The organism is Novosphingobium sp. (assembly GCF_025351285.1).
Lineage (GTDB): Bacteria > Pseudomonadota > Alphaproteobacteria > Sphingomonadales > Sphingomonadaceae > Novosphingobium.
Genome location: NZ_JANXWG010000050.1, coordinates 1 through 25,009, shown reverse-complemented (window position 1 = coordinate 25,009; position 25,009 = coordinate 1). Strand labels below are relative to the sequence as shown.

General features: G+C 64.4%; 18 protein-coding genes and 2 pseudogenes. 16 read left to right on the top strand and 4 right to left on the bottom strand.

Going from position 1 to position 25,009, the window contains the following annotated elements:
• Window positions 1-100 precede the first annotated feature (100 nt).
• Together Q0R16_RS06025 and Q0R16_RS06020 are read left to right on the top strand one after the other, a co-directional pair.
• The gene (locus Q0R16_RS06025; RefSeq protein ID WP_295633537.1) at window positions 101-1,495 is read left to right on the top strand and encodes a M20/M25/M40 family metallo-hydrolase; all 1,395 of its coding nucleotides are present in this window, start codon (window positions 101-103) and stop codon (window positions 1,493-1,495) included.
• A 139-nt stretch (window positions 1,496-1,634) separates the two neighbouring features.
• A complete protein-coding gene (locus Q0R16_RS06020) occupies window positions 1,635-2,672 on the top strand; it encodes an HWE histidine kinase domain-containing protein (protein ID WP_295633534.1) in 1,038 nt (345 codons plus the stop codon).
• A gap of 18 nt (window positions 2,673-2,690) precedes the next feature.
• On the opposite strand, the gene Q0R16_RS06015 is transcribed toward Q0R16_RS06020, so the two are convergent.
• On the bottom strand, window positions 2,691-4,514 hold the full coding sequence (locus tag Q0R16_RS06015; protein ID WP_295633531.1) for an aspartyl protease family protein: 1,824 nt from the start codon (window positions 4,512-4,514) through the stop codon (window positions 2,691-2,693).
• A gap of 157 nt (window positions 4,515-4,671) precedes the next feature.
• Window positions 4,672-5,961 carry an amino acid permease gene (locus Q0R16_RS06010; protein ID WP_295633528.1) on the bottom strand — a complete coding sequence of 430 codons (1,290 nt, stop codon included), beginning with the start codon at window positions 5,959-5,961 and terminating at the stop codon, window positions 4,672-4,674.
• 115 nt (window positions 5,962-6,076) lie between these two features.
• Here Q0R16_RS06010 and Q0R16_RS06005 point away from each other — a divergent pair, with 115 nt between their 5' ends.
• Window positions 6,077-7,660, top strand: coding sequence for a sulfotransferase (locus Q0R16_RS06005; protein WP_295633525.1), 1,584 nt, complete (start codon window positions 6,077-6,079; stop codon window positions 7,658-7,660).
• 116 nt (window positions 7,661-7,776) lie between these two features.
• A complete protein-coding gene (locus tag Q0R16_RS06000) occupies window positions 7,777-10,398 on the top strand; it encodes a TonB-dependent receptor (RefSeq protein WP_295633522.1) in 2,622 nt (873 codons plus the stop codon).
• Between the two features lie 95 nt (window positions 10,399-10,493).
• Here the strand turns inward: Q0R16_RS06000 and pobA are convergent, their stop codons facing one another.
• Window positions 10,494-11,663 (bottom strand): 4-hydroxybenzoate 3-monooxygenase, encoded by a 1,170-nt coding sequence (gene pobA / locus Q0R16_RS05995; protein WP_295633519.1) that lies wholly within the window; start codon window positions 11,661-11,663, stop codon window positions 10,494-10,496.
• Window positions 11,664-11,770: 107 nt separating this feature from the next.
• Here pobA and Q0R16_RS05990 point away from each other — a divergent pair, with 107 nt between their 5' ends.
• From Q0R16_RS05990 to Q0R16_RS05935, 12 genes and pseudogenes are all read left to right on the top strand, one after another.
• Window positions 11,771-12,625, top strand: coding sequence for a helix-turn-helix domain-containing protein (locus tag Q0R16_RS05990; protein WP_295633516.1), 855 nt, complete (start codon window positions 11,771-11,773; stop codon window positions 12,623-12,625).
• 83 nt (window positions 12,626-12,708) lie between these two features.
• Window positions 12,709-14,346, top strand: a complete 1,638-nt coding sequence (locus Q0R16_RS05985) for an alpha-amylase family glycosyl hydrolase (protein WP_295633513.1) — start codon at window positions 12,709-12,711, stop codon at window positions 14,344-14,346.
• A gap of 178 nt (window positions 14,347-14,524) precedes the next feature.
• Window positions 14,525-16,009 carry a glucose-6-phosphate dehydrogenase gene (gene zwf / locus Q0R16_RS05980; protein ID WP_295633510.1) on the top strand — a complete coding sequence of 495 codons (1,485 nt, stop codon included), beginning with the start codon at window positions 14,525-14,527 and terminating at the stop codon, window positions 16,007-16,009.
• Window positions 16,002-16,613 (top strand): 6-phosphogluconolactonase, encoded by a 612-nt coding sequence (locus Q0R16_RS05975; RefSeq protein WP_295633508.1) that lies wholly within the window; start codon window positions 16,002-16,004, stop codon window positions 16,611-16,613. Before zwf ends, Q0R16_RS05975 begins: the two co-directional genes overlap by 8 nt.
• Window positions 16,613-18,433, top strand: coding sequence for a phosphogluconate dehydratase (gene edd, locus Q0R16_RS05970; protein ID WP_295633505.1), 1,821 nt, complete (start codon window positions 16,613-16,615; stop codon window positions 18,431-18,433). Before Q0R16_RS05975 ends, edd begins: the two co-directional genes overlap by 1 nt.
• A 22-nt stretch (window positions 18,434-18,455) precedes the next feature.
• On the top strand, window positions 18,456-19,421 hold the full coding sequence (locus Q0R16_RS05965) for a glucokinase (protein ID WP_295633501.1): 966 nt from the start codon (window positions 18,456-18,458) through the stop codon (window positions 19,419-19,421).
• Between the two features lie 66 nt (window positions 19,422-19,487).
• Window positions 19,488-20,270 (top strand): SDR family oxidoreductase, encoded by a 783-nt coding sequence (locus Q0R16_RS05960; protein ID WP_295633497.1) that lies wholly within the window; start codon window positions 19,488-19,490, stop codon window positions 20,268-20,270.
• A 162-nt stretch (window positions 20,271-20,432) separates the two neighbouring features.
• Window positions 20,433-20,870 carry a methylmalonyl-CoA epimerase gene (gene mce, locus Q0R16_RS05955; protein WP_295633495.1) on the top strand — a complete coding sequence of 146 codons (438 nt, stop codon included), beginning with the start codon at window positions 20,433-20,435 and terminating at the stop codon, window positions 20,868-20,870.
• The gene (locus Q0R16_RS05950) at window positions 20,870-21,652 is read left to right on the top strand and encodes an enoyl-CoA hydratase-related protein (RefSeq protein ID WP_295633492.1); all 783 of its coding nucleotides are present in this window, start codon (window positions 20,870-20,872) and stop codon (window positions 21,650-21,652) included. Before mce ends, Q0R16_RS05950 begins: the two co-directional genes overlap by 1 nt.
• Before the next feature lie 2 nt (window positions 21,653-21,654).
• A complete protein-coding gene (gene scpA, locus Q0R16_RS05945) occupies window positions 21,655-23,796 on the top strand; it encodes a methylmalonyl-CoA mutase (RefSeq protein ID WP_295633489.1) in 2,142 nt (713 codons plus the stop codon).
• A 4-nt stretch (window positions 23,797-23,800) separates the two neighbouring features.
• Window positions 23,801-24,433, top strand: coding sequence for a hypothetical protein (locus tag Q0R16_RS05940; RefSeq protein ID WP_295633486.1), 633 nt, complete (start codon window positions 23,801-23,803; stop codon window positions 24,431-24,433).
• A gap of 12 nt (window positions 24,434-24,445) precedes the next feature.
• Window positions 24,446-24,730 (top strand): annotated as a pseudogene (locus Q0R16_RS05935) (biotin carboxylase N-terminal domain-containing protein); the annotation flags it as partial.
• Here Q0R16_RS05935 and Q0R16_RS05930 read toward each other — a convergent pair.
• Window positions 24,718-25,009: pseudogene (locus tag Q0R16_RS05930) on the bottom strand (biotin carboxylase N-terminal domain-containing protein); the annotation flags it as partial. The pseudogenes Q0R16_RS05935 and Q0R16_RS05930 sit on opposite strands and share 13 nt — an antisense overlap.

The window sequence follows — 25,009 nt, the reverse complement described above, 5'->3', positions numbered from 1 at the left end:
GTCAGTCGCAGCGGGGTGGGCAGGGGCTGACAGCCTACCCCAGATGACAGCGCGGGCGAATTGCGGCAAACGGGCGATATTCCCAACAGGAGTCGCCCGCTTGACCATCAAAACCGCACTTCTCGCAGCACTCGCCTTGTCCGCCACCCCCGCCGCCGCCAAAATCGTGCCGCACCCCGAAGCCGAGGCCCAGACGCTCGACCTGGCGCAAAAGGCCATCGCGATCCGCTCGGTCGCGGGCGAGGGCAACAAGACCGGCGATGTCGCCGCGCTGTTCCGCGATGCGCTGGTCAAGGGCGGGTTCGACGGGCAGGAAATCACCATCACGCCGCTGCACGACACCGCCTATTTGATCGGCACCTGGAAGGGCACCGATCCCGCGCTCAAACCGCTCGTGCTGTCGGGCCACATGGACGTGGTTGAAGCCAGGCGCGCCGACTGGCAGCGCGATCCGTTCGTGCCGGTGGTCGAAAACGGCTATCTTTACGGCCGCGGCGCCACCGACATGAAGTTCGACGGCGCGCTGGCGATCGCCTCGCTGATCGAACTGAAGCGCGAAGACTACCAGCCCCGCCGCAGCATCGTCATCGAATTCTCGGGCGACGAGGAAACCACCATGCACACCAGCGCGGTGATCGCCGAGAAGCTGAAAAACGCCGACCTGGTGCTCAACATCGATGGCGGCGGTGGCACTCTGGACGAAAAGACCGGATTGCCGCGCCAGATGAGCTGGCAGGGCGCCGAAAAGACATACGCCGATTTCGAGCTGACCGTTACCAACCCCGGCGGCCACAGTTCGGCACCGCGCCCGGTGAACGCGATCAACCAGCTTGCCGCCGCTTTGCTGCGGATCGGCCAGCACCGTTTCACGCCCGAGTTGAGCCCGCTGACGAAGGCCTATTTCGAGCAGGCCGCGAAACTCGAGACTGCCCCAGCGCGCGCCGCCGCGATGCGCGCTTTCGCCGCGAATCCGGCCGATGAAGCCGCCATCAAGGCACTCACTGCCGATCCGGCAATGGTCGGCAAGATCGGCACGACTTGCGTGGTGACCATGGTGAATGGCGGCCACGCGCTTAACGCGCTTCCGCAACGCGCCACCGCCAACATCAACTGCCGCATCTTCCCAGGTCACAGCCCGGCGTCGATCATGGCCGAGTTGCAGACGGTCGCCGCCGATCCGGCAATCGCCTTCAAGGACGTGACCGAAGGCTCGGTGCCCAGCCCAAGCTCGCCCATGCGCGCGGACTTTACCAAGGCGCTCGAAAAGGCGATCCACGGCGTCTATCCGGCTCTGCCGGTGATCCCCAGCATGGCCTCTGGCGCCAGCGACAGCATGTTCTACCGCGCCTTGGGCGTGCCCAGCTACGGCGCCAGCCCGATGTTCACCAAGGACAGCGAGGATTTCAGCCACGGCCTCAACGAACGGACGCCGATCAGCAACATCCGCCCCGGAATCAATTACTACTTGTCGCTGATTCCCGATCTGTCCAGGTAACCGGTCGGTGCACCGGGCTGCGGGCGCACTTTCACTGGCCGACGAACAGTGATAAACCGACATTTCGGGTAAAGACTTGGGGGCAAGAATCTGCTCTCAAGATTGCAAGATGCTGAAATCCAAAGGCGCAATGCCACTCATGACAATTCCGGAATTGATGATAACTGCCGAAGCAGATGCGTTCACAAGCGATCTACTTGTAAAGATCGGCGATGCTACACCCGATTTGCTTTACGCCAAGGACCTGCAGAGCCGCATGATTTTTGCCAATCGTGCGGTGCTGACGGTTCTGGGAAAGACGTGGGACGAGATCAGGGGCAGATCCGACGACGAATGGCATGACAATCCCGAAGAAGGCCGGCGCTTTGTCGAAGCCGACGCGCGAGTGATGGCAAGCGGGCAAACCGAAAAGCTTGAGGAAATGCTGACGGGAGTCGATGGGTTGCAAACCTACTTGTCGACCAAGTCCCCGCTGCGCGCCAAGGATGGCAGCGTGATCGGCCTGTTCGGCAGCAGCATGAACATCACCGAACAGAAAAACGCCGAAGCCTTGCAGCAAATGCTGGTGAACGAACTCGATCATCGCGTGAAGAACATGCTCAGCCTGGTGCAAGTCATGGCCCGGCAGACGTTCAAGCCTGCAAATATCGACAAGGCTATCTGGGATGCTTTCGAAGGCCGGCTGATTTCGATGTCCAAGGCGCACGGTATGCTGACCCGGCAGAATTGGGTGGGCGCAGACATCGCCGACGTGGTGGCGGAAGGGCTGCTGGCGCATGGAGGCCAGCATGCCGATTGCTTCCAGGTGAATGGGCCTTCGGCATGGCTCGACGCGCAAACCGCGCTGGCGCTGGCAATGGCATTTCACGAACTCGGCACCAATGCGATCAAATATGGTGCGCTGTCGACGGCGCAGGGGCGCGTGGCGATCACCTGGAATGTCGCGGGGCCGGTTGATGGACATGGGGACGGCGAAGGCAATGCGGCAATGCTGGATCTGCGTTGGCAGGAAAGCGGTGGCCCGGCTGTGGCCGAACCCAGCCACCGGGGCTTTGGATCAAGGCTGATCCAGCAGGCTTTCGCTCACAACGGCACAGACCTGGCCGAGGTCCGCTATCTTCCCGGCGGCATCGAATTCCACGTTCGCGTCGGGCTGGGACGGCGACTGGCGAAATAATCGCAGCCGGAAAGTGCGCTAGTCGCGATCGTCATCTTCGCCGTTGACTGATGACAGTTCGGCGCCGGGCGCGGCCAAGCCGTAAGCCGCGTAGCGCCGATCGATATTGGGCTGGGCTGAACGCGCGGCGGCAAGGTCGGCAGCGGCGCCCGCGGCATCACCGCTGCCAATCCGCGCCAGCCCGCGCACATACAACGCCTCAGCCAACTTCGGCAGCTTGTCGAGCGCTGCGGTTTCGTCTGCAATTGCGGCGGCATAGTCCTTGAGCCGCAACTCGATCAGCGCGCGCGTATCGAGGTAGGCCGGGTTCGGTCCGGCGCGGCGGATCAGCGCAGTGGCGTCCTTCAGCGCGTGGTCGAGATCGGCATTGGCCAGCCCCCGGTTCCAGCTCCGTGCATTGAGCAGCGAGGCATATTGGGCATCCGAGCGGTGCAATTCGACCACCGGGTCGAGCAGCGCCAGCCCGCGATCGGCCAGCCCCATCCGTTCGAACAGCCGCACCACCGGGATCACGTCGAGCGAGCCCCTGGGCATCGCCGCAGCAGCCGCGGTGGTATCGGCCAGCGCACCCGCCTTGTCGCCCTTGCCCAGCCGCAATTGCGCACGTCGGGTGAGCAGGCGGTGATCGGCGGGCGTGATCGCCAGCGCAGCATCGATGTCCGCGCTGGCGAGCGCGGGGCTTCCGGCGCGGGCATAAGCGCTGGCGCGACTGGCCAGCAAGTCGGCGCGCGCCGGGGCCAGCCTGATCGCCTCGCCGAAATCGGCGATCGACCCGGCCGTGTCACCCTTGATCAACCGGGCCGAGGCACGGCCGGCGAATTCATCGGCGGTTTTGGGATCGACAGTCTTTTCGCCCGCGCCCATGTCTTGCGCGATCGTGGTCATGTGCCCGATTTCGCCATCGGTCGTGGCCGAAAAGATCGGGCCGCCGTTGTAAGTCAGGAACATCTTGCGCTGCGGCTGCGATACGAACACGTGGTGCGACAGCAGGAAATCCATGCCCAGCAACATGTCGTGTTCGCGCGAATCGTCTCCATCGTCGATCACCCGGATCGGGCTGTTGCGGATCACTTCGCCGCCGATCGAAATCGTCTGCGTGCGCGCGATCCAGCTTTGCCGCCGCTGCGATCCGCCGCCGCCCATCCGGGACGAAGCCACGACTTGCGGCGCCTTGAGATCGATGCCCGCCTTTTCGGCTGCATGGCGCCCGACGATCGAGTTGGGCGCGCCGCTGTCGAGCATCGCGCGCAGCGATTTTCCGTTGATTATCACTTCGACATAGATGTGGAAATCGGTCTTGCGATCGGAGCTTAACAGCCGCGCCTCACCGATCGACATGCCGTTGCCCCAGTAGGCCATGACCGTGCCGTTGCACCCGGCTTCCTTGAACAGGTTGACCGCGCCCTTGGCGAGATCGAATTCGGTGTCCCACACCCCCAGGAAATTGGCGCCGAGAAAGCCGTTGCCCGCATCGCTGCCGCCCACGACGAATTGGGTGTTGTGCAGCGTGACGCCCAGCACCCCGAAATCCCGCACCCGCGCCAGTTGCGGGGTGAAGCTGCCGCCGATGGCGTTGACCGTGAAGCCCAGCGGCAGCGGTTCGAGCGGAAGCCCCAGTTCGACCGCCTTGGCCTTGGGCATCACGTTGAAGAACGCCCCGCTATCGAGCCAGACCCGGCTGGGCTTGCCATTGAAGCTTACCGGAACGCTGGCGCGCGGCCCTTCCATCACAACAGGGAACTTGGCGACGAGCGTGGCTTTGCACTTGCTCGCCTCTGCCGCCAGAGCGGGTTGGGCGGCGAAGGCGATGAGCGCGACGAAGGCGCGAAGGCAAGCGGTCATACAGCAAATCTGGCGAGAAATTGGCGGAGGGGCAAGGAGGATTGCGAGTGTGGGCGCGCGCCGCAAATCATTTTCCTGCATCGCCGCGTGGCGCAAATGTCTCGTCGGTTCTTTCCAGCGTGAAGTCCGCGATCTGCTGTGATGCACACCCGTTGCTTCAGGCAACGACTCCCCGCGTTCCGCGTACCGCGAGCGCATAAAGCGGCAGCGCCACAACCATCAGCGCCACACCCAGCCAAGCCGCTTCGAACCCGGCACCAGCGATGATTGCCAGCGCAAACACCAGCGCCAGCGTCGCCACCGCCGGGACCAGCCGCAAGCGCAAAGCCGCCAGCGCGGCGAAGACATAGATCCACGTTCCCGACACCGCGGTCAGCTTGAGCATGAAATCCATGATTTGCGCGCCGCTGCGCCAGTTGGCCAGCAACAGCAGCCCGCACGCCAGGCTCGATGCGATAACGAGCGGCGCGCTGGCAATGTCCTTGTCGTTGGTGCGACCCAACCAGCCCGGCAGCAGCCCGGCGCGGACCAGGCCGAGCGGGACTTCGCCCTGCAGCATGACCCAGACGTTGAGGCAACCGATCGAAGATATCACCGCGAAAGCCGCAACAGCCTGCCCTGCCCATGGGCCCCAGTGATCGGCGATGAACAGCGCGACAGGCGCGGTCGACCCCGCCAGCCGTGCCGCTGGCACCGTGAAAGTGATGCCGGTGCAGACGATGAAATACAGCAGGCAGGCCAACGCGATCCCCGCCATCGTCGAACGCGGCACGTTGCGTTCGGGATCGCGGATGCGCTCTGCGGCGATGCTGGCGCTTTCGAAACCGATGATCGCGACCATTGCCAGCGTGGTCGCCGGCAGCAACCCGCCCAGCGAGAACGAAGCGTGCTCGATCACGACCGGATGAGCGGCCGAGCCGCCGGTCAACGCCATACCGGCCAGGATCGCGATCACCGCAACCAGCGGCAGCAGCTTGAGCGCGGTGGTCAGGACCTGGAACCGCCCGGCGCCCTTCAATCCGCTGAGATTGAGCACGGACAGCGCCACGATCGCCAGGCACGCGGTGATCGTCTGGCGCAGCGGGGTCGCGGCAAGGCCGGGAACCAGCGCCCCGGCGTAGCGCGCGGCGGTCAGCGCGATATAGGCATTGGCGCACCAGTAGCTGACCCAGGCGCCCCAGCCGACCAGCACGCCCGGGATCGGCCCGAGCACGTCGCCGATGACCGCGATCACGCCGGGTTCGTCGGGCCTGGCGGCAACCAGTGCGGTCAGCACCCGCCCGATCAGCAGAGCACCCGCGCCGCCCAGCAACCACGCCAGCGCCCCGGTCCAGCCCAGGCCGGCAAACTCTGTCGGCACGACGTAGATGCCCGCACCGATCACCCCGCCGACCACCAGCGCCAGGGCGGTCCAGAAGCCGAAGGGGCGCACTGTGTCGGTCGTCATGCTTGCCCTCCCGCCCTGATTGACAGCGCAAGTAACCAGCAATTCGATGGATCTGCCAGCAAAAAGCCTTTGGCCGGGCTGGCGAAAGTGCACCGGATGGCGCTATGCCGGTGCCATGACAGCAGCCCGCGACTACGACCCCCGGCTCGTGAACGCCGCGCTGGCGCTCCACGACAACCGCTTGAGCGAGGCCGAACCGCTGCTACGCGGTGCTTTGCACGACGATCCGTTCGACGTCCGCGCGATCCGCATGTTCGCCGAACTGGCCGGACGGATCGGGCGGATGCAGGATGCTGAGAACCTGCTGCGCCGCGCGATCGAACTGGCGCCGGGCTTCACCGCCGCGCGCGCCAACCTGGCGCTGGTGCTTTACCGCACCAACCGCCCGGCAGAAGCCTTGGCCGAACTGGCGCGGGTTTCGGGCGAGGACCCGGACAATCCCGGCCACGCCAACCTCCAGGCCGCGGCATTCGGACGGATCGGCGCGTTCGAGGAAGCGCTCGCGCTGTATGAACAAGTGTTGCGCGATGCGGGCGGCCAGCCGCGCGTGTGGATGAGCTATGGCCACATGCTCAAGACGGTCGGGCGGCAAGACGATGGCGTGGCGGCCTACCGAAGGGCGATCGCGCTCGAACCGGGGCTGGGCGAAGCGTGGTGGAGCCTGGCCAATCTCAAGACGGTGCGGTTTGCGGACGACGATCTGGCAGCGATGCGGGCGGCATTGGGCAATGCCTCGCTCGACGACGAGGACCGCTGGCACCTGGATTTCGCGTTGGGCAAGGCGCTGGAGGATCGCGGTGATGCGGCCGGGGCTTTCGCGCATTACGCGGCCGGCAACGCGCGCCGGCGCAAGCGCATTCCCTACCGTGCCGACGATACCGAGGCGACGGTGAATGCCATGATTGCGGTGGCTACGCCGGCCTTGCTGGCGGGCGCGGTGAGTGGAGGTTCGCCGGCGCCCGATCCGATCTTCGTGCTGGGCATGCCGCGCAGCGGATCGACGCTGATCGAGCAGATTCTTGCCAGCCACAGCCAGGTCGAAGGCACCAGCGAGCTTGCCGACATCGCGCTGATCGCGCGCAGCCTGGGCGATTATCCTGCGGCGCTGGCCGGTCTTGCGCCCGATCGCCGGCGCGAACTCGGCGACGATTACTTGTCGCGCGCCGCGATCCAACGGCACACCCAGCGGCCGTTTTTCGTCGACAAGATGCCCAACAACTGGCTGCACGTGCCGCTGATCCGTTTGATCCTGCCCAATGCGAAGATCATCGACGCGCGCCGCCATCCACTGGCTTGCGGCTTTTCCAACTTCAAGCAGCACTTCGCGCGCGGGCAGGGGTTCAGTTACGATCTTGCCGACATGGGCCGCTATTACCGCGATTATGTCCGGTTGATGGATCATCTGGATTGCGCGGCGCCCGGCACCGTCCACCGCGTGATCTACGAACGCATGGTGGACGAAACCGAAGCCGAAGTGCGCGCGCTCCTGGCATTTTGTGGCCTGCCGTACGAACCCGGCTGCCTGGCCTTCCACCAGACAGACCGCGCGGTTCGCACGGCCAGTTCCGAGCAAGTGCGCCGCCCGATCTTCCGCGACGGGACGGAGGCGTGGCTCCCGTTCGAACCATGGCTCGATCCGCTCAAGCAGGCGCTCGGCCGGGTCCTCGAAGATTACAGCAGCTTACAAACACCGTTGTAAATTGGCCACGCACTCGATTGCGACTGCATCTTGCGCACGCGAGGTGGTTGACCTTTGCAGTCCTGCGACACATCGGGCGATCAGGTAACTAAAGTATACCATGAGGGGTTTGTAACATGCGGGTGTCGCTTTCGCGCCTTTCGGCTTCCAAGCTGACGAAGGTCCTGTTCCTTGCCAGCAGCGCGCTGACAGCGCCGATCGCGGTTTCTCAGGCCGCCATGGCGCAGGATGCCTCGAACGTCGCGCAGCCCGCGGCCGATGCGCCTGCGGTGCCCGACAGCGAGATCATCGTCACCGCACAAAAACGCAGCGAAAGCTTGCAAAACGTACCGATCAGCATCCAGGCGCTGTCGACCCGCAAGCTCGACCAGCTCAACATCACCAGCTTCAACGGATATGCGCAGCAATTGCCATCGGTGACGTTCCAGGCGCTCGGCGGCACGCCGGGCACCAACGTGGTCTACATGCGCGGCGTGGCCAGCGGCGGTGACGGCAACCACTCGGGTTCGCTGCCATCGGTCGGCGTTTATCTCGATGAACAGCCGGTCACCACCATCGGCGGTAACCTCGATGTCCACATCTACGACATCGCCCGGATCGAGAGCCTGTCGGGCCCGCAAGGCACGCTCTACGGCGCCAGTTCGGAAGCGGGCACGATCCGCATCATTACCAACAAGCCCAATACGACCAAGTTCGAAGGCCGCATCGATACCGAGATCAACACCGTCCACAAGGGTGGCGTCGGCGGCAAGGTCGAAGGCATGATCAACGTGCCGATTTCGGAAATTGCAGCCTTGCGCATAGTCGGCTTCTACCAGCGCGATGCCGGCTTCATCGACAACGTCCCCGGCTGCCGCAGCTTCATTCCCGAGGCTACCAGCCAGGCGTGCACTGCCAAGGCCGGCGGCATCGTCGTCAACAACGCGCCCTTCGTGAAGAAGAACTACAACGACACTGAAACCGCCGGTGGCCGCGCCGCTTTGAAGGTGGATCTGAGCAGCAGTTGGACCGCAACGCCTTCGGTGATCTACCAGGATACGCGCAGCCACGGATCGTACGGCTACGATCCCAAGGTCGGCGATCTTCAGGTCCAGCACTTCTATCCCGAATATCGCCGCGATCGCTTCATCCAGGCCGCGCTGACGATCGAAGGCAAGATCGCCAACTGGGACCTGACGTATGCGGGCGCCTATCTCGACCGCAAGGACTTCCAGTCGAGCGATTACACCGACTACGCCGAGGCGTACGACTCGCTCTATTCGTCGGTCGGCGGGCTTGCCGGGTATTTCTATTACCAGGACAAGAACGGCAAGACGATCGATCCGCGCCAGAACGTGGTGGGCAGCGATCACTTCAAGAAGATGAGCCAGGAACTGCGCATCGCCTCGCCCGCTTCGGCGCGGCTGCGGCTGGTGGCGGGGCTGTTCTTCCAGCGCCAATCGAATGATATCCACCAGGATTACCAGATCCCCGGCCTTGCGCCGCTGCTGTCGGTCAACGGCATGCCGGGCACGATCTGGCTGACCCAGCAGCACCGCGTCGACAAGGACTACGCGGCGTTCGGCGAATTGAGCTACGACATCCTGCCCAAGGTCACGCTGACCGCGGGCGGACGCGTGTTCAAGTACGACAACTCACTGATCGGGTTCTTCGGCTTCGGTCGCAATCCCGCCTTCGTACAAGGCGCGGTGGGCAATCCTCCGCCCAACGCGGCCGGATCGAGCCGCACCGGCGTGGCGCAGTGCTTCACCACCACCGGCGTGCGGCTGCGCGATGCGCAACTGGCAGGCCAGGCCAACACCACACTGCTGCCGGCGGCTGTGGCGGGCAGCCCTTGCACCGATCTTGGCGTCTACAGCAACGGCACGGTCAATCCGGTCAAGGCAACCGGTGATGGCGCGACTTATCGTTTCAACGCCACCTGGAAGCCCAGCCGCGACCTGCTTCTCTACGGCACGGTTTCGCGCGGGTTCCGTCCGGGCGGCATCAACCGCCGGGCAGGCGTTACGCCTTATCAGCCCGATTATCTGATCAACTACGAACTGGGCTTCAAGGCCACGCTGGCTGACGGGTTGCTGCGCATCAACGGCGCGATCTACCAGCAGGATTGGCAGAAGTTCCAGTTCTCGTTCCTGGGCGCCAACTCGTTCACCGAAATCCACAACGGTCCCAATGCGCGCATCCGCGGCTTCGAAATCGATAGCACGCTCAACACCGGACCGTTCACGATGAACGTGGCCGCGGCTTACACCGACGCCAAGACCCGGCAGAACTTGTGCCTGTTCGACGATGCGACGTTCACGTGCGCCGCGGTCGGCGGCAACGGCAACATGGTGTCGGCGCCCAAGGGTACGCGCCTGCCGATCACGCCGCAATTCAAGGCGAGTGGCACCGCGCGCTATACCGTCCCGATGGGTTCGGCAAAGGTCTACGGGCAGTTCAACGCGACCTATCAAAGCTCGGCGTCGTCCGACATCCGCACCGCGATCTACGAGGTGTTTTCGGGCAACGTGATCAACCCGGCGGCGCAGCTTGGGCGCCTGCCGGCGTTCGGGCAGATCAACCTGGCGATCGGTTCGGAGTGGGATCGGTTGAGCCTTGAGGCGTTCGTCCAGAACGTGGCCGACGAGCGCGGCCAGCTTTCGCGCTTCCAGGAATGCGGCTCGTGCGGGCAGCGGCCTTATATCGTTTCGACCAGCCCACGCACGTTCGGGATCCGCGCCGGCGCAAAGTTCTAAACGCCGTTCGATTTTTGGGAGAGGGAAGGGGCGGCGGCGCGTATCGCCGCCCCGAACTCTCCTTTTGATCAGACCGGCAGGCCGACCCTGTCCGTCTATACGGGCAGACCTACATAGTTCTCTGCAATCGCAGTCTGCGCTGCCTTGCTCGATGCGATGTAATCCAGCTCTGCCACCTGCATCGCGCGCTCGAACGGACCGTCCTCGGGGAAGCGGTGCATCAGCTTGGTCAGCGACCAACTGAACCGTTCGCTTTTCCACACCCGCGCCAGTGCCTTCGCCGAGTAGCCGGCTATCGCATCGTTGTCGGCGGCGCGGAAGAACCGCACCAGCGCGGTGCAAGCGTAATGCACATCGGATGCGGCCAGGTTCAGGCCCTTTGCACCCGTCGGCGGCACGATATGCGCGGCATCGCCGCACAGCAGCAGGCTGCCGTGGCGCATCGGTTCGAACACGTAGGAGCGCAACGGTGCGATCGACTTTTCGATCGAAGGGCCGCGCGTAATGTTCGCTGCCGCTTCCGGCCCAAGCCGCGCGGCCAGCTCATCCCACACCCGGTCGTCGCTCCAGTCCTCGACGCGTTCGGTCAGCGGAACGTCGATGTAATAGCGGCTGCGCGTTTCGCTGCGCATCGAGGCGAGCGCGAAACCGCGTTCGTGGTTGGCGTAGATCAGTTCTTGATTGCACGGCGGCACGTCCGCCAGAATGCCGAGCCAGCCGAACGGATAGACCCGCTCGAACTCGCGCGCGGCGCTCGTCGGAATGGCCTTGCGCGATGGGCCATGGAAGCCATCGCAGCCGACGATGAAGCGCGCATCGATGCGCTGTTCGGCGCCGTCCCTCCGGTACGTGAGCCAAGGTGCATCGCTTTCGATGCCGTGCACAGCCACATCCAGGGCGTTGTAGACCACTTGCAGCCCGCGTGCAGGTGCGGCGTCCATCAGGTCGCGGGTGATTTCAGTCTGGCCGTAGACCATGACTTGCTGGCCGGTCAGGCCTTCGACGTCGATGCGGATCAGCCGTTCGCCATCGGCCAGGTTGAAGCCCCCGTGGGGAAGGCCTTCGGCTTTCAAGCGATCGTCCAGCCCGAGCCGCGCCATTAGTCCGACCGTGCCTTGTTCGAGCACGCCGGCGCGGATGCGTGACAGCACGTGATCGCTGTTCTGGCGCTCGATCACCACGCAATCGATGCCCTCGCTGCGCAGCAAATGGCCGAGCAGCAGACCGGCCGGTCCCGCGCCTATGATTGCCACTTGCGTCTTCATGACCTGCCACCCCTTCGCAGTATTGTGCGCCAAGATTGACATCTTCCCGTGCGCGGGGACAGGATCGCGCCGGACAGTCTGCTGGACGATTTGGGACTACCTCGACAATGCCCGACCCCATTCCCAGCTTTGCGCTCTACGGCGAAGACCGCGCAGCATCGCCGCGCATCTTCGCTCATATCGAGACGATTGCCGCGCGCAGTTCATTGCATGATTGGGAAATCGCGCCGCATCGTCATGCCGATTTCGTGCAGATTTTGCTGGTTGAATCAGGACAGGCGGATATCGCGCTGGACGGGACACAGCAGGCGTGCTGGGCGCCATTTGCGGTCATCGCGCCTCCGCACGCCGTTCATGGATTTCGTTTTGCGCCCGATACCGAAGGCTATGTCCTGACGCTTTCGTCGGACTTCGTGACGCGCGCTCAAGGCCCGGACGATCCGTTGCAGCGCCTGTTCGGGCAAGGCGGCATCGCCGAGTTTCAGACCGCAGCCGCCCGGACATTATTGCTGCTGGCGCGCGAGATGCTGGGGCAACTGGTGCTTCGCCCCGATGACACCGGCCTCCACCTGGCGTTGGCCGAAGCGATCGCCAGGTTGCTGGCAGCCTTGGCCGAACCAGGCACCGCGCCGTCGGCCGATCCGCGCATCGCTCGCTTCCGCGCGCTGGTCGAACGCCATTTCCGCGAGCATCGCGGGCTCGATTTCTATGCTGCACAGCTCGGCACGACCCGTCGCACGCTCGCGCGGCTGACCGCGGCGCGGCTGGGGGCCAGCCCCAAGCAAGTGATCGATCAGCGCCTTGCGGCCGAGGCGCGCCGGCTGTTGCACTACACCAATGCCGGTGCCGCGCAGGTGGCCGCTGAACTCGGGTTCGACGATCCCTCGTGGTTTTCGCGGTTCTACTTGCGGACCACGGGGCGACGGCCACGCATGGACAAGCGTGCGCCCAGCGCGGCTTGATCGAACGCATACGATTGCTGGTCGCAGGAGCGTCGGCGATCGCTTAGGCTGTTTGGCACCTTCTGCGACGAGCGAGCTTTGCCATGACCAGTCAGACCGGCGCTGTGATCCCCCAAGAAACCCCATGGTGGCGCGGCGCCGCGATTTACCAGATCTACCCGCGCAGCTTTGCCGATTCCAATGGCGATGGCGTGGGCGATCTGGCCGGGATCACCGCGCATCTCGATCACGTCGCCGCGCTGGGCGTCGATGCGATCTGGATATCGCCGTTCTTCACCTCGCCGATGAAGGACTTCGGCTACGATGTTGCGGACTACTGCGATGTCGATCCGATCTTCGGCACGCTGGCGGATTTCGATGCATTGGTGTCACGCGCGCATGACCTCGGGCTGAAGGTGATCGTCGACCAGGTCTATGCGCATACTTCGGACCAGCATGCGTGGTTCGCCGAGAGCCGGTCCGATCGCACCAACCCCCGCGCCGACTGGTACGTGTGGGTGGACCCACGGCCCGACGGCACGCCGCCCAACAACTGGCAATCGGTGTTCGGTGGCCCGGCCTGGACCTGGGATGCGCGGCGCTGCCAATACTACATGCATACCTTCCTGAAAGAGCAGCCACAGCTTAACGTCCATCTGACAGCGGTGCAGGACGCGTTGCTCGATACCGCGCGGTTCTGGCTCGATCGGGGCGTCGATGGCTTCCGGCTCGATGCGCTCAACCACGCGATGGCCGATCCGCTGCTGCGCGACAATCCGCCTGCGCCAGACGACGGCAAACCGCGCACGCGTCCGTTCGATTTCCAGATCAAGCTGCACAGCCAGTCGCAGCCGGGGGTGGTTGGCTTCATCGAAAAAATTCGGCGGGTGTGTGACGATTACGGCGCGGTGTTCACCGTGGCCGAAGTCGGCGGGTCTGATGCAGATGCCGAGATGAAGGCATTCACCGCAGGAAACGCCAGGCTGAGCAGCGCTTACGGGTTCGACTTCCTCTATGCGCCCGCGCTCACTTCCAAGCTGGTCGTGGAAGCGATGGCGGTGTGGACGGACGAGCCGGGGATCGATGGCGCTGCGCAAGGCTGGCCTAGCTGGGCGTTCGAGAATCACGATGCGCCGCGCGCGGTCTCGCGCTGGGCGGCTGCGGCAAATCGCGCGCAATTCGCAGCGATGAAGATCCTGCTGCTGGTGGCCTTGCGCGGCAACGTGATCCTGTATCAGGGCGAGGAACTGGGACTAGAGCAGGACGACATTCCGTTCGAACTGCTCCAGGACCCGGAAGCGATCGCCAACTGGCCGCTGACGCTGTCGCGCGATGGGGTGCGCACCCCGATGCCGTGGCGGGCCGATGCGCCGCACGGTGGCTTCACGATGGGAACGCCGTGGTTGCCGTTGGGGGCTGCCAACCTGGCGCACGCGGTCGATCGGCAGGAGAACGATCCGGCCTCGTTGCTGGCACTGACCCGCGATGCGCTGGCGCTGCGCAAAGCAAACCCGGCGCTGCGGCTGGGGGCGTTTGACTTGCTCCATGCCGATGCGGCGGTGCTGGCGTTTGCGCGCAGCACGGCAGATCAAGGATTGGTCTGCGTATTCAACCTTTCGCCCGAAGCCGTTTCCTGGCCAGCGGGCGTGGCCAATGCTGGCCGCACGATTGCTTCTGCCAATGGTGGCGAGCCGGGGCAACTTCGCGCTTGTGCAGCCGTGCTGTTCGAAATCGAGACCTGACGCTCCAGCCCTGCACAACCAGCCCGCGGCCGCCAGGCTTTGCATGTTGCAATGCACAACGGTTTCCCCGCATACTTATGCGTGCTGCAAGCGTCTTGGCGGCAGGCTATCGGTCCTGTCGAGGGTAGCTGCAAGCCGCCACGCGCCGCGATCAGCCTGACCCGGAGAAGCCCGCACGATGCCTGCATTTTCAACTACCAGTTCCGGCACGCTGCTCCTGTTCGGCGCCACCGGAGATTTGTCGCGGCGGATGCTGCTGCCTTCGCTGTTCGCGCTGCATGAAGACGGCCTGATCGGTCCGTCAGTGGCAGAAGGCGGGGTGCGGATCGTCGGCACCGCGCGGTCCGAGCACGACGACGCCGATTTCCAGGCCTTCGCCAAACAGGCGCTTGAAGAATTCCTGCCCGCCGATCGCAAGGACGAGAGCAAGCTTTCGGCTTTTCTGGAACGGTTATCCTACCAGACGCTCGATGCCTCGCGGATCGAAGGCTTCGAGGCGCTGGCGGAAAAGCTGGGCGACACCTCTGGCGGCTTGTCGATCTTCCTTTCCACCGCGCCGGCCCTGTTCGAAGCGACCATCGCCGGCCTGGCGCACGCGGGCCTTGCGCACCAGGGCGTGAGGATCGGCCTTGAGAAACCGCTTGGCAATGATCTCGCCTCGTCGCGGCGGATCAACGATGCGGTGGCGGCGGCCTTTGCCGAAGACCAGATCTTCCGCATCGATCATTATCTCGGCAAGGAAACCGTCCAGAATCTGATGGCGCTGCGCTTCGCCAACATGATGTTCGAACCGCTGTGGAATTCGGCCGGGATCGATCATGTGCAGATCACCATAAGCGAAACCGTAGGTCTGGAAGGGCGCAAGGGCTTCTACGACGAGACGGGCGCGCTGCGCGACATGGTGCAGAACCATATGCTCCAACTGGTTGCGCTGACCGCGATGGAACCGCCTGCCGAATTCGACGCCACCTCGATCCGCGACGAAAAGGTCAAGCTGCTGCGTGCGCTGCGGCCGGTCGACGCCAGGGACATGGTGCGCGGGCAATATTCGGCGGGCGCGGTCAAGGGCGGGAGCGGCAGTGTCGGCGTCGGGGGCTATCTCGATGACCTGGCCGAACCGTCGGGCACCGAGACGTTCGTCGCGCTCAAGACGCATGTCGACAACTGGCGCTGGCAGGGCGTGCCGTTCTACTTGCGCACCGGCAAGCGGCTGGCCGAGCGGCGCAGCGAAATCGTGATCCAGTTCAAATGCGTGCCGCACAACATTTTCTCGGGCAAGAACGCGCGGTTGAAGGCCAACCGGCTGGTGATCCGGCTTCAGCCCGAGGAATATGTGCGGTTGCAGGTCATGGCCAAGGAGCCCGGCCTCGATCGCGGCGGCATAGTGCTGCGCGAAGTGCCGCTCGATCTGTCGCTGACCGACGCTTTCGCCAAGGCGCGCCGGAGGATTGCGTATGAACGGCTGCTGCTCGATCTGATCGAAGGCGCACAGACCCTGTTCGTCCGGCGTGACGAGGTCGAGGCGCAGTGGCAGTGGGTCGATGCGATCCGCGCCCTGTGGGCTTCGGAGTCGATGGATACGAAGCCGTACACGTCCGGCAGTTGGGGGCCGAATGCCGCCATTGCACTGACCGAGCGCGATGGCCGAAGCTGGAATGACTGATCCCGGTCGCGTCACCTGGGCCGAACCCGGCGATTTGGCTGCGGTGGCGGAGCGGGTTGCGGCTGAACTGGCCCGGCCAAGGCCACTGCGGCTGTGCGTACCGGGTGGATCGACCGCGCCCAAGGTGTTTGCGATGCTGGCCGAACATGGGCTGGATTGGGCCGATGTGACGATCACGCTGAACGACGATCGTCGCGTGCCCGATGATCACCCGGCCAGCAACCACGGCAAATTGCGCGCGGCACTGCCCGATGTGGCGATCGAGCGACTGGTCGAAGGAGCGGAAGTGGCGCCGTTCGATCTCGTTTGGCTGGGCATGGGCGAGGACGGCCATGTCGCCTCGCTGTTCCCGCATATGCGCGCCGAATTGCGGCCCGGGCCACGCGTGATCGCCACCACCCCGATCCCGCTTCCCCCCGAAGCGCCGTTCGACCGGCTGTCGCTCAACTGGCGGGCGCTGTTCGCCACGCGCGAGGTGATCCTGGTCGTCACCGGCGCGGCCAAGCGCCGCGTGATCGAAGCTGCACTCGCGGGGGCGGACTTGCCCGTCGCCACTTTATTCGCCGGTGCTCAAGCCCCCGTCACCATCTACTGGAGCGCATGATGACCCTGCACCCTGTCGTCGCGAAAGTCACCGAGCGGATCATCGAACGCTCGCGCGCCAGCCGCGAGCGCTACCTCGACCTGATCGATCGCGCGCGAGAAGCGGGCGTCAACCGACCGACCTTGTCGTGCGGCAACCTGGCGCACGGTTTCGCGGCGAGCGGCGAGGACAAGATCGCGATCCGTGGCGGCAAGGCGCCCAACATCGGGATCGTCACCGCCTACAACGACATGCTTTCGGCGCACCAGCCTTACGCGAAATATCCCGACCAGATCCGGGTGTGGGCGCGCGAGATCGGCGCCACCGCGCAAGTCGCGGGCGGGGTTCCGGCGATGTGCGACGGGGTGACGCAAGGCCAGGATTCGATGGAACTGTCGCTGTTCAGCCGCGACGTCATCGCGATGAGTACGGCGGTGGGACTCAGCCACGGCATGTTCGAAAGCGCGCTGCTGCTCGGCATCTGCGACAAGATCGTGCCCGGCCTGCTGATCGGCACTTTGCGCTTTGGGCATTTGCCGACGATCCTGGTGCCCTCGGGCCCGATGCCGACCGGGCTGCCCAACCGCGAAAAGGCGCGTGTCCGCCAGCTTTACGCCGAGGGCAAGGTGGGCGAGACCGAACTGCTCGAAGCCGAAAGCGAAAGCTACCACGCGGCGGGCACTTGCACCTTCTACGGCACCGCCAATTCCAACCAGATGATGATGGAGATGATGGGGCTGCACATGCCCGGTTCCAGCTTCGTGTTCCCCAATACCAAGCTGCGGCAGGCGCTGACCCGCGCAGCGGTGCATCGCGTGGCGGAGATCGGCTGGGACGGTAGCGATTATCGCCCTCTCGGCCACTGTGTCGATGAAAAGGCTATCATCAACGCGGTGATCGGTTTGCTCGCGACGGGTGGATCGACCAACCATTTCATCCACTTGCCCGCGATTGCACGCGCGGCCGGGATCGTGATCGACTGGGATGACATGGACCAGCTTTCGCGCGTGGTGCCGTTGATCGCCAGCGTCTATCCCAATGGCGCGGGCGATGTGAATGTGTTCGCGGCGGCGGGGGGCATGCCTTACGTGCTGCGCGAACTGCTCGGTGCGGGACTGGCGCATGGCGATATCCGCACGGTCTATGGTGCCAGCCTGGCCGAGGGCGCGCAGGAGCCACGGCTCGATGGCGATACGCTGGTGTGGGACGCGGCGCCGGCAGTCAGCGGCAACGATGCGGTGCTGCGCCCGGTCTCGGCGCCATTCCAGCCCGAGGGCGGCTTGCGGCTGCTCGATGGCAATCTGGGCCGAGCCAATATCAAGCTGAGCGCGGTCGATCCGTCGCGCTGGACGATCGAGGCCGAATGCCGCGTATTCGACACCCAGAATGCGGTGCTCGCAGCATTTAAGGCTGGGGAACTCAACCAGGACGTGGTGGTGGTGGTGCGCTTCCAGGGGCCGGCCGCCAACGGCATGCCCGAACTGCACAAGTTGACGCCGTCGCTGGGCGTGTTGCAGGACAAAGGCTTCCGCGTTGCGCTGGTCACCGACGGGCGGATGTCGGGCGCATCGGGCAAGGTTCCCGCGGCGATCCACGTCTCGCCCGAAGCCAAGCTGGGCGGCGCGCTGGCGCTGCTGCGCGATGGCGACCGGGTGCGCGTGTGCGCGGAAAAGGGCGAATTGACCGCGCTGGTCGATCCTGCCGAATGGGCGGCGCGCGAACCCGCTGGCGTTCCCCCCGAGGCCTGGGGTACAGGGCGCGAATTGTTCGCGTTGATGCGGCATCATTCGGACCCTGCCGAACACGGCGGGTCGGCGATGCTGGCGGCGGCCGGGCTGTAGTCGTGAGCCTTGGGGGGCGGATTTGAAGCTGGTCGCGGTTGATATCGGGGGCACGCATGCGCGCTTCGCCATTGCCGAAGTTGACGGCGGCCGGGTCGTGTCGCTGGGCGAGGCAACCACGCTCAAGACCGCTGAATACGCCAGCTTCCAACTCGCCTGGGAAGCATTCGGGCGCGCGCAGCCCGGCTTCTTGCCGAAAGCCGCAGCAATCGCGGTAGCGGGGCCGGTCGGGGGCGAGTTGATCAAGTTCACCAACAACCCCTGGATCGTGCGCCCGGCGCTGATCGACGAGAAGCTGGGTGTCGATCGCCACGTGCTGGTCAATGATTTCGCGGCGGTGGCGCACGCGGTGGCGCAAGCCGGGCCCGAGCATTTCATCCACTTGACCGGGCCTGAAGCGCCGCTTCCGGCCGAGGGCGTAACCAGCGTGGTCGGTCCCGGAACGGGGCTGGGCGTCGCGCAATTGTGGCGCGATATTGAGGGCTACCGCGTCCAGCCCACCGAAGGCGGGCACATCGATTTCGCCCCCCTCGACAAGATTGAGGACGCGATTCTTGCGCGTTTGCGTCAGCGCCACCGCCGCGTTTCGGCCGAGCGTGTGGTGGCGGGGCCGGGCATTGTCGATATCTACGAAACGCTTGCGCATCTTGATGGAGCCGCGTTCGTGCCACTCGACGACAAGTCGATCTGGCAACTCGGTACCAGCGGCGATGACAGCCTTGCCGCCGCCGCAGTCGATCGGTTCTGCCTGTGCCTGGGCAGCGTGGCGGGCGATCTGGTGCTGGCACAAGGTGCGCAGGCGCTGGTCATGGCAGGCGGGCTGGGCTTGCGCATCAAGGACACGCTGCTGCGATCGGGCTTTGCCGAGCGGTTCCGCGCCAAGGGCCGGTTCGAGGCGCTGATGGCGGCGATCCCGGTCAAGCTGATCACGCACCCGCAACCCGGCTTGCTCGGCGCGGCGGCGGCATTCGCGCAGCAGTTCGATTGATCTCTGGACTCCTGCGCCCGACCGTTTAATCGATCGATTAAACGAAGGTGCGAGGGAGAGTTTGCCATGGGATATTCGCCGTTCGACCTGACCGGCAAGGTCGCGCTGATCACCGGGGGCAATGGCGGGATCGGGTTTGGCATGGCCGAAGCGCTGGCGCAGGCTGGGGCCGATGTGGTGATCTGGGGCACCAATCCCGACAAGCTTGAAGCCGCCCGCAACAAACTGGAGGCAACCGGCCGCCACGTCCGTGCCGAAGCCGTGGACGCAGCCGATGAGGCCGCGATCGAAGCTGCGATGGATGCAGCCATCGCCGAAATGGGCCGGCTCGATTTCGTCGCTGCCAACGCTGGTCGCGGATCGCGAAGCCCCTCGTTCCACGAAACCGACACCGCAATCTGGCACCACGTCATGGCGCTCAATCTCGATGGCGTGTTCTGGACCTTGCGCGCCGCCTGCCGCCACATGGCTGCGCGCGCCGAGGCAGGCGATCCCGGCGGATCACTGCTGGCGATTTCCTCGACGTCTGCGATCCACGGCGCTCCCGCCAACCAGGCTTATGCCGCCAGCAAGGGTGCTTTGCTGCCGCTGGTGAAGGGCATCGCGGTCGAATACGCGCGGCACGGCGTGCGCGCCAACGCGGTGCTGCCCGGCTGGACCCGCTCGGACATGACTGCGGGGCTGCAAGCGTGGGACACGTTCAACAAGAAGGCGATCGGCCGCGTGCCGATGCGGCGCTGGGGCGAGCCCGAGGATTTCGGCGGTATCGCGGTCTATCTCGCCAGCGATGCCTCGCGCTTCCACACCGGCGACGCGATGGTGATCGACGGCGGCTACACCGTCTATTGATCTGCCTGGCTACGCGGGCACGATCTTTTTTGCACTGCGGCATCGACCTGACGCTACGGCTTGCCAAGCGCACCGCTCTGGCATAGCGGCAATTTAACCGCGCGATTGAATTGTCCCTTTGGGCAGCGCGGGCGTGACGTGCCATTGCGGGGGAAATGCAGGATGAAGCTCGGCCGGCTCAACCACATCGGCATCGCCACGCCCTCGATCGCCGATTCGATCGTGTTTTACCGCGACGTGATGGGCGCCACCCAGATTTGCGAGCCGTTCGACCTGCCCGCGCAAGGCGTGAAGGTGTGTTTCGTCGATACGCCGACCGTTTCCGGCATGAATGGAACGCAAATCGAACTGATCGAACCGCTAGGTGAAAACTCCTCGATCCTGGGCTTTATCGCCAAGAACCCGCAGGGCGGCCAGCACCACATGTGCTACGAAGTGCCCGATATCTACGCTGCCAAGGCCTGGTTCGAAAGCCAGGGCAAGCGCGTGCTGGGTGAACCGCGCATCGGCGCGCACGGCACGCTGATCATCTTCGTCCACCCGCGCGACATGGGCGGGGTGCTGACCGAAATCATGGAAACGCCAAAAGGAACGCATTGATGAGCTATGAAACCATCACCGTCGAGGTTTCCGACCAGATTGCGACGATCACGCTCAACCGTCCCGAGCGGATGAACGCCTGCTCGCTCGACATGGCGGGCGAGATCAACGATGCGGTATCGTCGCTCGCAGGCGCGCGCTGCCTGGTCATCACCGGCGCGGGGCGCGGGTTCTGCTCGGGCGCAGATCTTTCTGCACGGGGAGAACGCTCGATCAGCGGGGGCGAGGGCAGCTACATCGCGCTCACCCGCCATTACAACCCGATGATGGTCAACCTGGCGCGGCTCAACATGCCGATCATCACCGCGGTCAACGGCGCGGCGGCGGGCGTGGGCTGCTCTATCGGCCTCGCCGGCGATTTCGTGATCGCGGGGCGCAGCGGCTATTTCCTCCAGGCCTTCGTCAACATCGGACTGGTACCAGACGGAGGCGCGAGCTGGATGCTGCCGCGCATGGTCGGCAAGGCACGCGCCACCGAAATGATGATGCTGGGCGAGAAGATCAGCGCCGAAAAAGCGGTGGATTGGGGCCTGATCTACAAGATGGTCGAGGATGACCAGCTCCAGGCCGAAGCCCGCGCGCTGGCCACCCGGCTCGCCAACGGGCCGACGGTGTCTTATGCGGTGATGCGCAAGAGCATCCTGATCGCCATGGAAAACAGCTATTCCGAGCAGTTGCTGGCCGAGGCCGAGGGGCAGCGCATCGCTGCCGGCAGCGCAGACGCGGCCGAAGGCGGCATGGCTTTCCTTGAAAAGCGCAAGCCCGCGTTCAAGGGACAGTAACGATGGCGAACCTCGAAGACTGGCAGAAGGCGGCGGCGAAGGAGGTCAAGGGCAGAGACCTGACGTGGCACACCCCCGACGGCATCGACGTCAAGCCGCTCTATACCGCTGCCGACGTGCGCGAGGACCCGGGCCTGCCCGGCTTCGCGCCGTTCACACGCGGCGTTCGCGCCAGCATGTACGCGGGCCGGCCGTGGACGATCCGGCAATATGCGGGCTTCTCCACTGCCGAGGCATCTAACGCCTTCTATCGCCGCAACCTGGCGGCAGGGCAAAAGGGCCTCTCAGTCGCGTTCGATCTCGCCACGCACCGGGGATACGACTCAGACCACCCGCGCGTGGTCGGCGATGTCGGCAAAGCGGGGGTCGCGATCGACAGCGTCGAGGACATGAAGATCCTGTTCGACGGCATCCCGCTCGACAAGATGTCGGTCTCGATGACGATGAACGGCGCGGTGATCCCGATCCTGGCTTTCTTCATCGTGGCGGGCGAGGAGCAGGGCGTGCCGGTCGAGGCGCTCGACGGGACCATCCAGAACGACATCCTCAAGGAGTTCATGGTCCGCAACACCTATATCTATCCACCCGAACCGAGCATGCGGATTATTTCGGACATCTTCGGATATACCAGCCGCAAGATGCCGAAATTCAACAGCATTTCGATCTCCGGCTACCACATGCAGGAAGCCGGCGCGACGCAAGTACAGGAACTGGCGTTCACCATCGCCGACGGCATGGAATACGTGAAGTACGGCGTGGCCAGCGGGCTCGATATCGACAAGTTCGCCGGGCGCCTGTCGTTCTTCTTCGCGATCGGCATGAACTTCTTCATGGAAGTGGCCAAGCTGCGCGCGGCGCGGGTGCTGTGGCACCGCGTGATGACGAAGCTGGGCGCGCAGGACGAACGCTCCAAAATGCTGCGCACGCACTGCCAGACCAGCGGCGTCAGCTTGCAGGAGCAGGACCCCTACAACAACGTCATCCGCACCACGATCGAGGCGATGGCGGCGATGCTGGGCGGCACCCAGTCGCTCCACACTAACGCGCTCGACGAAGCGATCGCGCTGCCCACCGACTTTTCCGCCCGGATCGCGCGCAACACGCAGATCGTGATCCAGGAAGAAACCGGCATGTGCAACGTGGTCGATCCGCTGGGCGGCTCGTACTACATCGAGAGCCTGACCAGCGAACTGGTCGACCAGGCCTGGGCGATCATCGAGCGCGTCGAGGCCGAGGGCGGCATGGCCAAGGCGGTCGCTGCCGGTTGGCCCAAGGCGATGATCGAGGAAGCCTCCGCCGCGCGCCAAGCGCGGGTGGACAAGGGCGAGGACACGATCGTCGGCGTCAACAAGTACCGCCGCGCCGAGGAAGACCATCTCGAAACGATGGAGGTGGACAACCACGCGGTGCGCGAAGGGCAGATCTCCCGGCTCAAGGCCACCCGCGCCGCGCGCGACGAAACCAAGTGCCGCGCCGCTTTGGCTGCGCTGACCGAGGGCGCCAAGGGTTCGGGCAACCTGCTCGAACTGGCGGTCGACGCCGCGCGCCACCGCGCGACGCTGGGCGAGATTTCGGACGCGATGGAAGTGGCGTTCAACCGCTATGCTACGCAGCCGGTGCCGGTGCGCGGCGTTTACGGCCCGGCTTACGCGGGCGACAGCCGTTACCAGCAAGTTCTCGACGGGGTGGAGGCGGTCAAGCGCCGGCTCGGCCGGAGCCCACGCCTGCTCGTCGCCAAGATGGGGCAGGACGGGCACGATCGTGGCGCCAACGTGATCGCCAGCGCGTTCGGCGACATGGGCTTCGACGTGACCAGCAGCCCGTTGTTCCAGACGCCCGAGGAGACGGTGGTGCTGGCGCTCGACAACGGGGTGGACGCGATCGGCGCCAGCTCGCTCGCCGCCGGGCACAAGACGCTGATCCCCGAACTGATCCAGCGCCTGCGCGCCGCTGGGCGCAGTGATATCAAGGTCGTCGCGGGCGGAGTGATCCCGCCGCAGGACTACGATTTCCTGCGCGAAGCCGGTGTGCAGGGGATCTACGGGCCGGGATCGAACGTGGTTGAGTGTGCGGCAGACATGTTGCGGCTTCTGGGGCACAATATGCCGCCGGCTGGCGACACGTTGGATGAGGCGGCGGAGTGAGGTGATGACCAGAGCGTTATTGTTCTTTGTGGCTGCGATGGCCCCTACGGCACACGCACAGGCATTGGACCCTCAGGTCAGGGTGTTTCACATTCCAGAGCCAGGGCGGGTTCAAACAGTAAGTGCTGGCACAGTTGTTCATGAGTACAGCAAGACGTATTCCTTCACAGTAACCGTGCCGGATATTCAGATGCGAGGAGGTCAGTGGCTTCTCCCACTCGTAGTGGAAGTCGGAACGGCAATGTATCCGGTTGAAACAAAATCGAAATTTAAAGCATGTGTCCAAAACGGGCCGTGTGGTTTAGATGACGATGGCGACGGAATTTTCGACCGTATGGCGCAGGATGACGCCTCCGTGGCTCTGAAATTGAAAACGAAGGTTCCATATCATTCCGAAAGGAAGACGGTCGAAAGGCCTGATAGCTTAAGGCAGATCATTTTATATTTTGGTGCGACGAAGGATACACTCCGACTGTCATATCGTGAATTTAGCAATGATCTTGCAAGACCGGCTTTCACGGAAGAATTTACAATTCCGATCACAGACAAATTCCCGCAAGACATTGCAGTTAAGCAGGTGAAAATGAGAATTCACTCAATTACTGGCTTGGGCATGTCCTATGAAGTTTTGCCATAGATAGGATCGACGATGTTCAAGAAAATCCTCATCGCCAACCGTGGCGAAATTGCGTGCCGGGTGATCAAGACGGCGCGGCGCATGGGCATCCAGACCGTCGCGGTCTATTCGGACGCGGACGCGCGGGCGCCGTTCGTGCGGATGGCGGACGAGGCGGTGCATATTGGCCCGTCGCCGGCCGCCCAATCCTATCTCATCGCCGAAAAGATCATCGCCGCCGCCAAGCAGACCGGCGCCGAGGCGGTCCATCCGGGCTATGGTTTCCTGTCCGAACGCACCTCGTTTGCCTTGAGCGCCAGCTTCTTCGATTCGATCTTGTCCCCCATCGCGGCGATGGCGTTGACGGGCGGCCCGATGAACTCGATCCCCTCGGCGGCGAGCGCTTCGGCGAACGACGTGCGTTCCGAGAGGAAGCCATAGCCCGGATGGACCGCCTCGGCGCCGGTCTGCCTGGCGGCGGCGACGATCTTGTCGGCAATGAGATAGGACTGCGCCGCGGGCGACGGGCCGATATGCACCGCCTCGTCCGCCATCCGCACGAACGGCGCGCGGGCGTCAGCGTCCGAATAGACCGCG

Excerpts from the sequence above, each read along its gene's own strand:
- Q0R16_RS05940 (WP_295633486.1), top strand. The coding sequence starts at position 23,801 with ATGACCAGAGCGTTATTGTTCTTTGTGGCTGCGATGGCCCCTACGGCA.
- scpA (WP_295633489.1), top strand. The coding sequence starts at position 21,655 with ATGGCGAACCTCGAAGACTGGCAGAAGGCGGCGGCGAAGGAGGTCAAG.
- Q0R16_RS05975 (WP_295633508.1), top strand. The coding sequence starts at position 16,002 with ATGACTGATCCCGGTCGCGTCACCTGGGCCGAACCCGGCGATTTGGCT.
- Q0R16_RS06010 (WP_295633528.1), bottom strand. The coding sequence starts at position 5,961 with ATGACGACCGACACAGTGCGCCCCTTCGGCTTCTGGACCGCCCTGGCG.
- Q0R16_RS05960 (WP_295633497.1), top strand. The coding sequence starts at position 19,488 with ATGGGATATTCGCCGTTCGACCTGACCGGCAAGGTCGCGCTGATCACC.
- Q0R16_RS06015 (WP_295633531.1), bottom strand. The coding sequence starts at position 4,514 with ATGACCGCTTGCCTTCGCGCCTTCGTCGCGCTCATCGCCTTCGCCGCC.
- Q0R16_RS05985 (WP_295633513.1), top strand. The coding sequence starts at position 12,709 with ATGACCAGTCAGACCGGCGCTGTGATCCCCCAAGAAACCCCATGGTGG.
- Q0R16_RS06005 (WP_295633525.1), top strand. The coding sequence starts at position 6,077 with ATGACAGCAGCCCGCGACTACGACCCCCGGCTCGTGAACGCCGCGCTG.
- Q0R16_RS06020 (WP_295633534.1), top strand. The coding sequence starts at position 1,635 with ATGACAATTCCGGAATTGATGATAACTGCCGAAGCAGATGCGTTCACA.
- Q0R16_RS05990 (WP_295633516.1), top strand. The coding sequence starts at position 11,771 with ATGCCCGACCCCATTCCCAGCTTTGCGCTCTACGGCGAAGACCGCGCA.
- Q0R16_RS05950 (WP_295633492.1), top strand. The coding sequence starts at position 20,870 with ATGAGCTATGAAACCATCACCGTCGAGGTTTCCGACCAGATTGCGACG.
- edd (WP_295633505.1), top strand. The coding sequence starts at position 16,613 with ATGACCCTGCACCCTGTCGTCGCGAAAGTCACCGAGCGGATCATCGAA.
- mce (WP_295633495.1), top strand. The coding sequence starts at position 20,433 with ATGAAGCTCGGCCGGCTCAACCACATCGGCATCGCCACGCCCTCGATC.
- Q0R16_RS06000 (WP_295633522.1), top strand. The coding sequence starts at position 7,777 with ATGCGGGTGTCGCTTTCGCGCCTTTCGGCTTCCAAGCTGACGAAGGTC.
- zwf (WP_295633510.1), top strand. The coding sequence starts at position 14,525 with ATGCCTGCATTTTCAACTACCAGTTCCGGCACGCTGCTCCTGTTCGGC.
- pobA (WP_295633519.1), bottom strand. The coding sequence starts at position 11,663 with ATGAAGACGCAAGTGGCAATCATAGGCGCGGGACCGGCCGGTCTGCTG.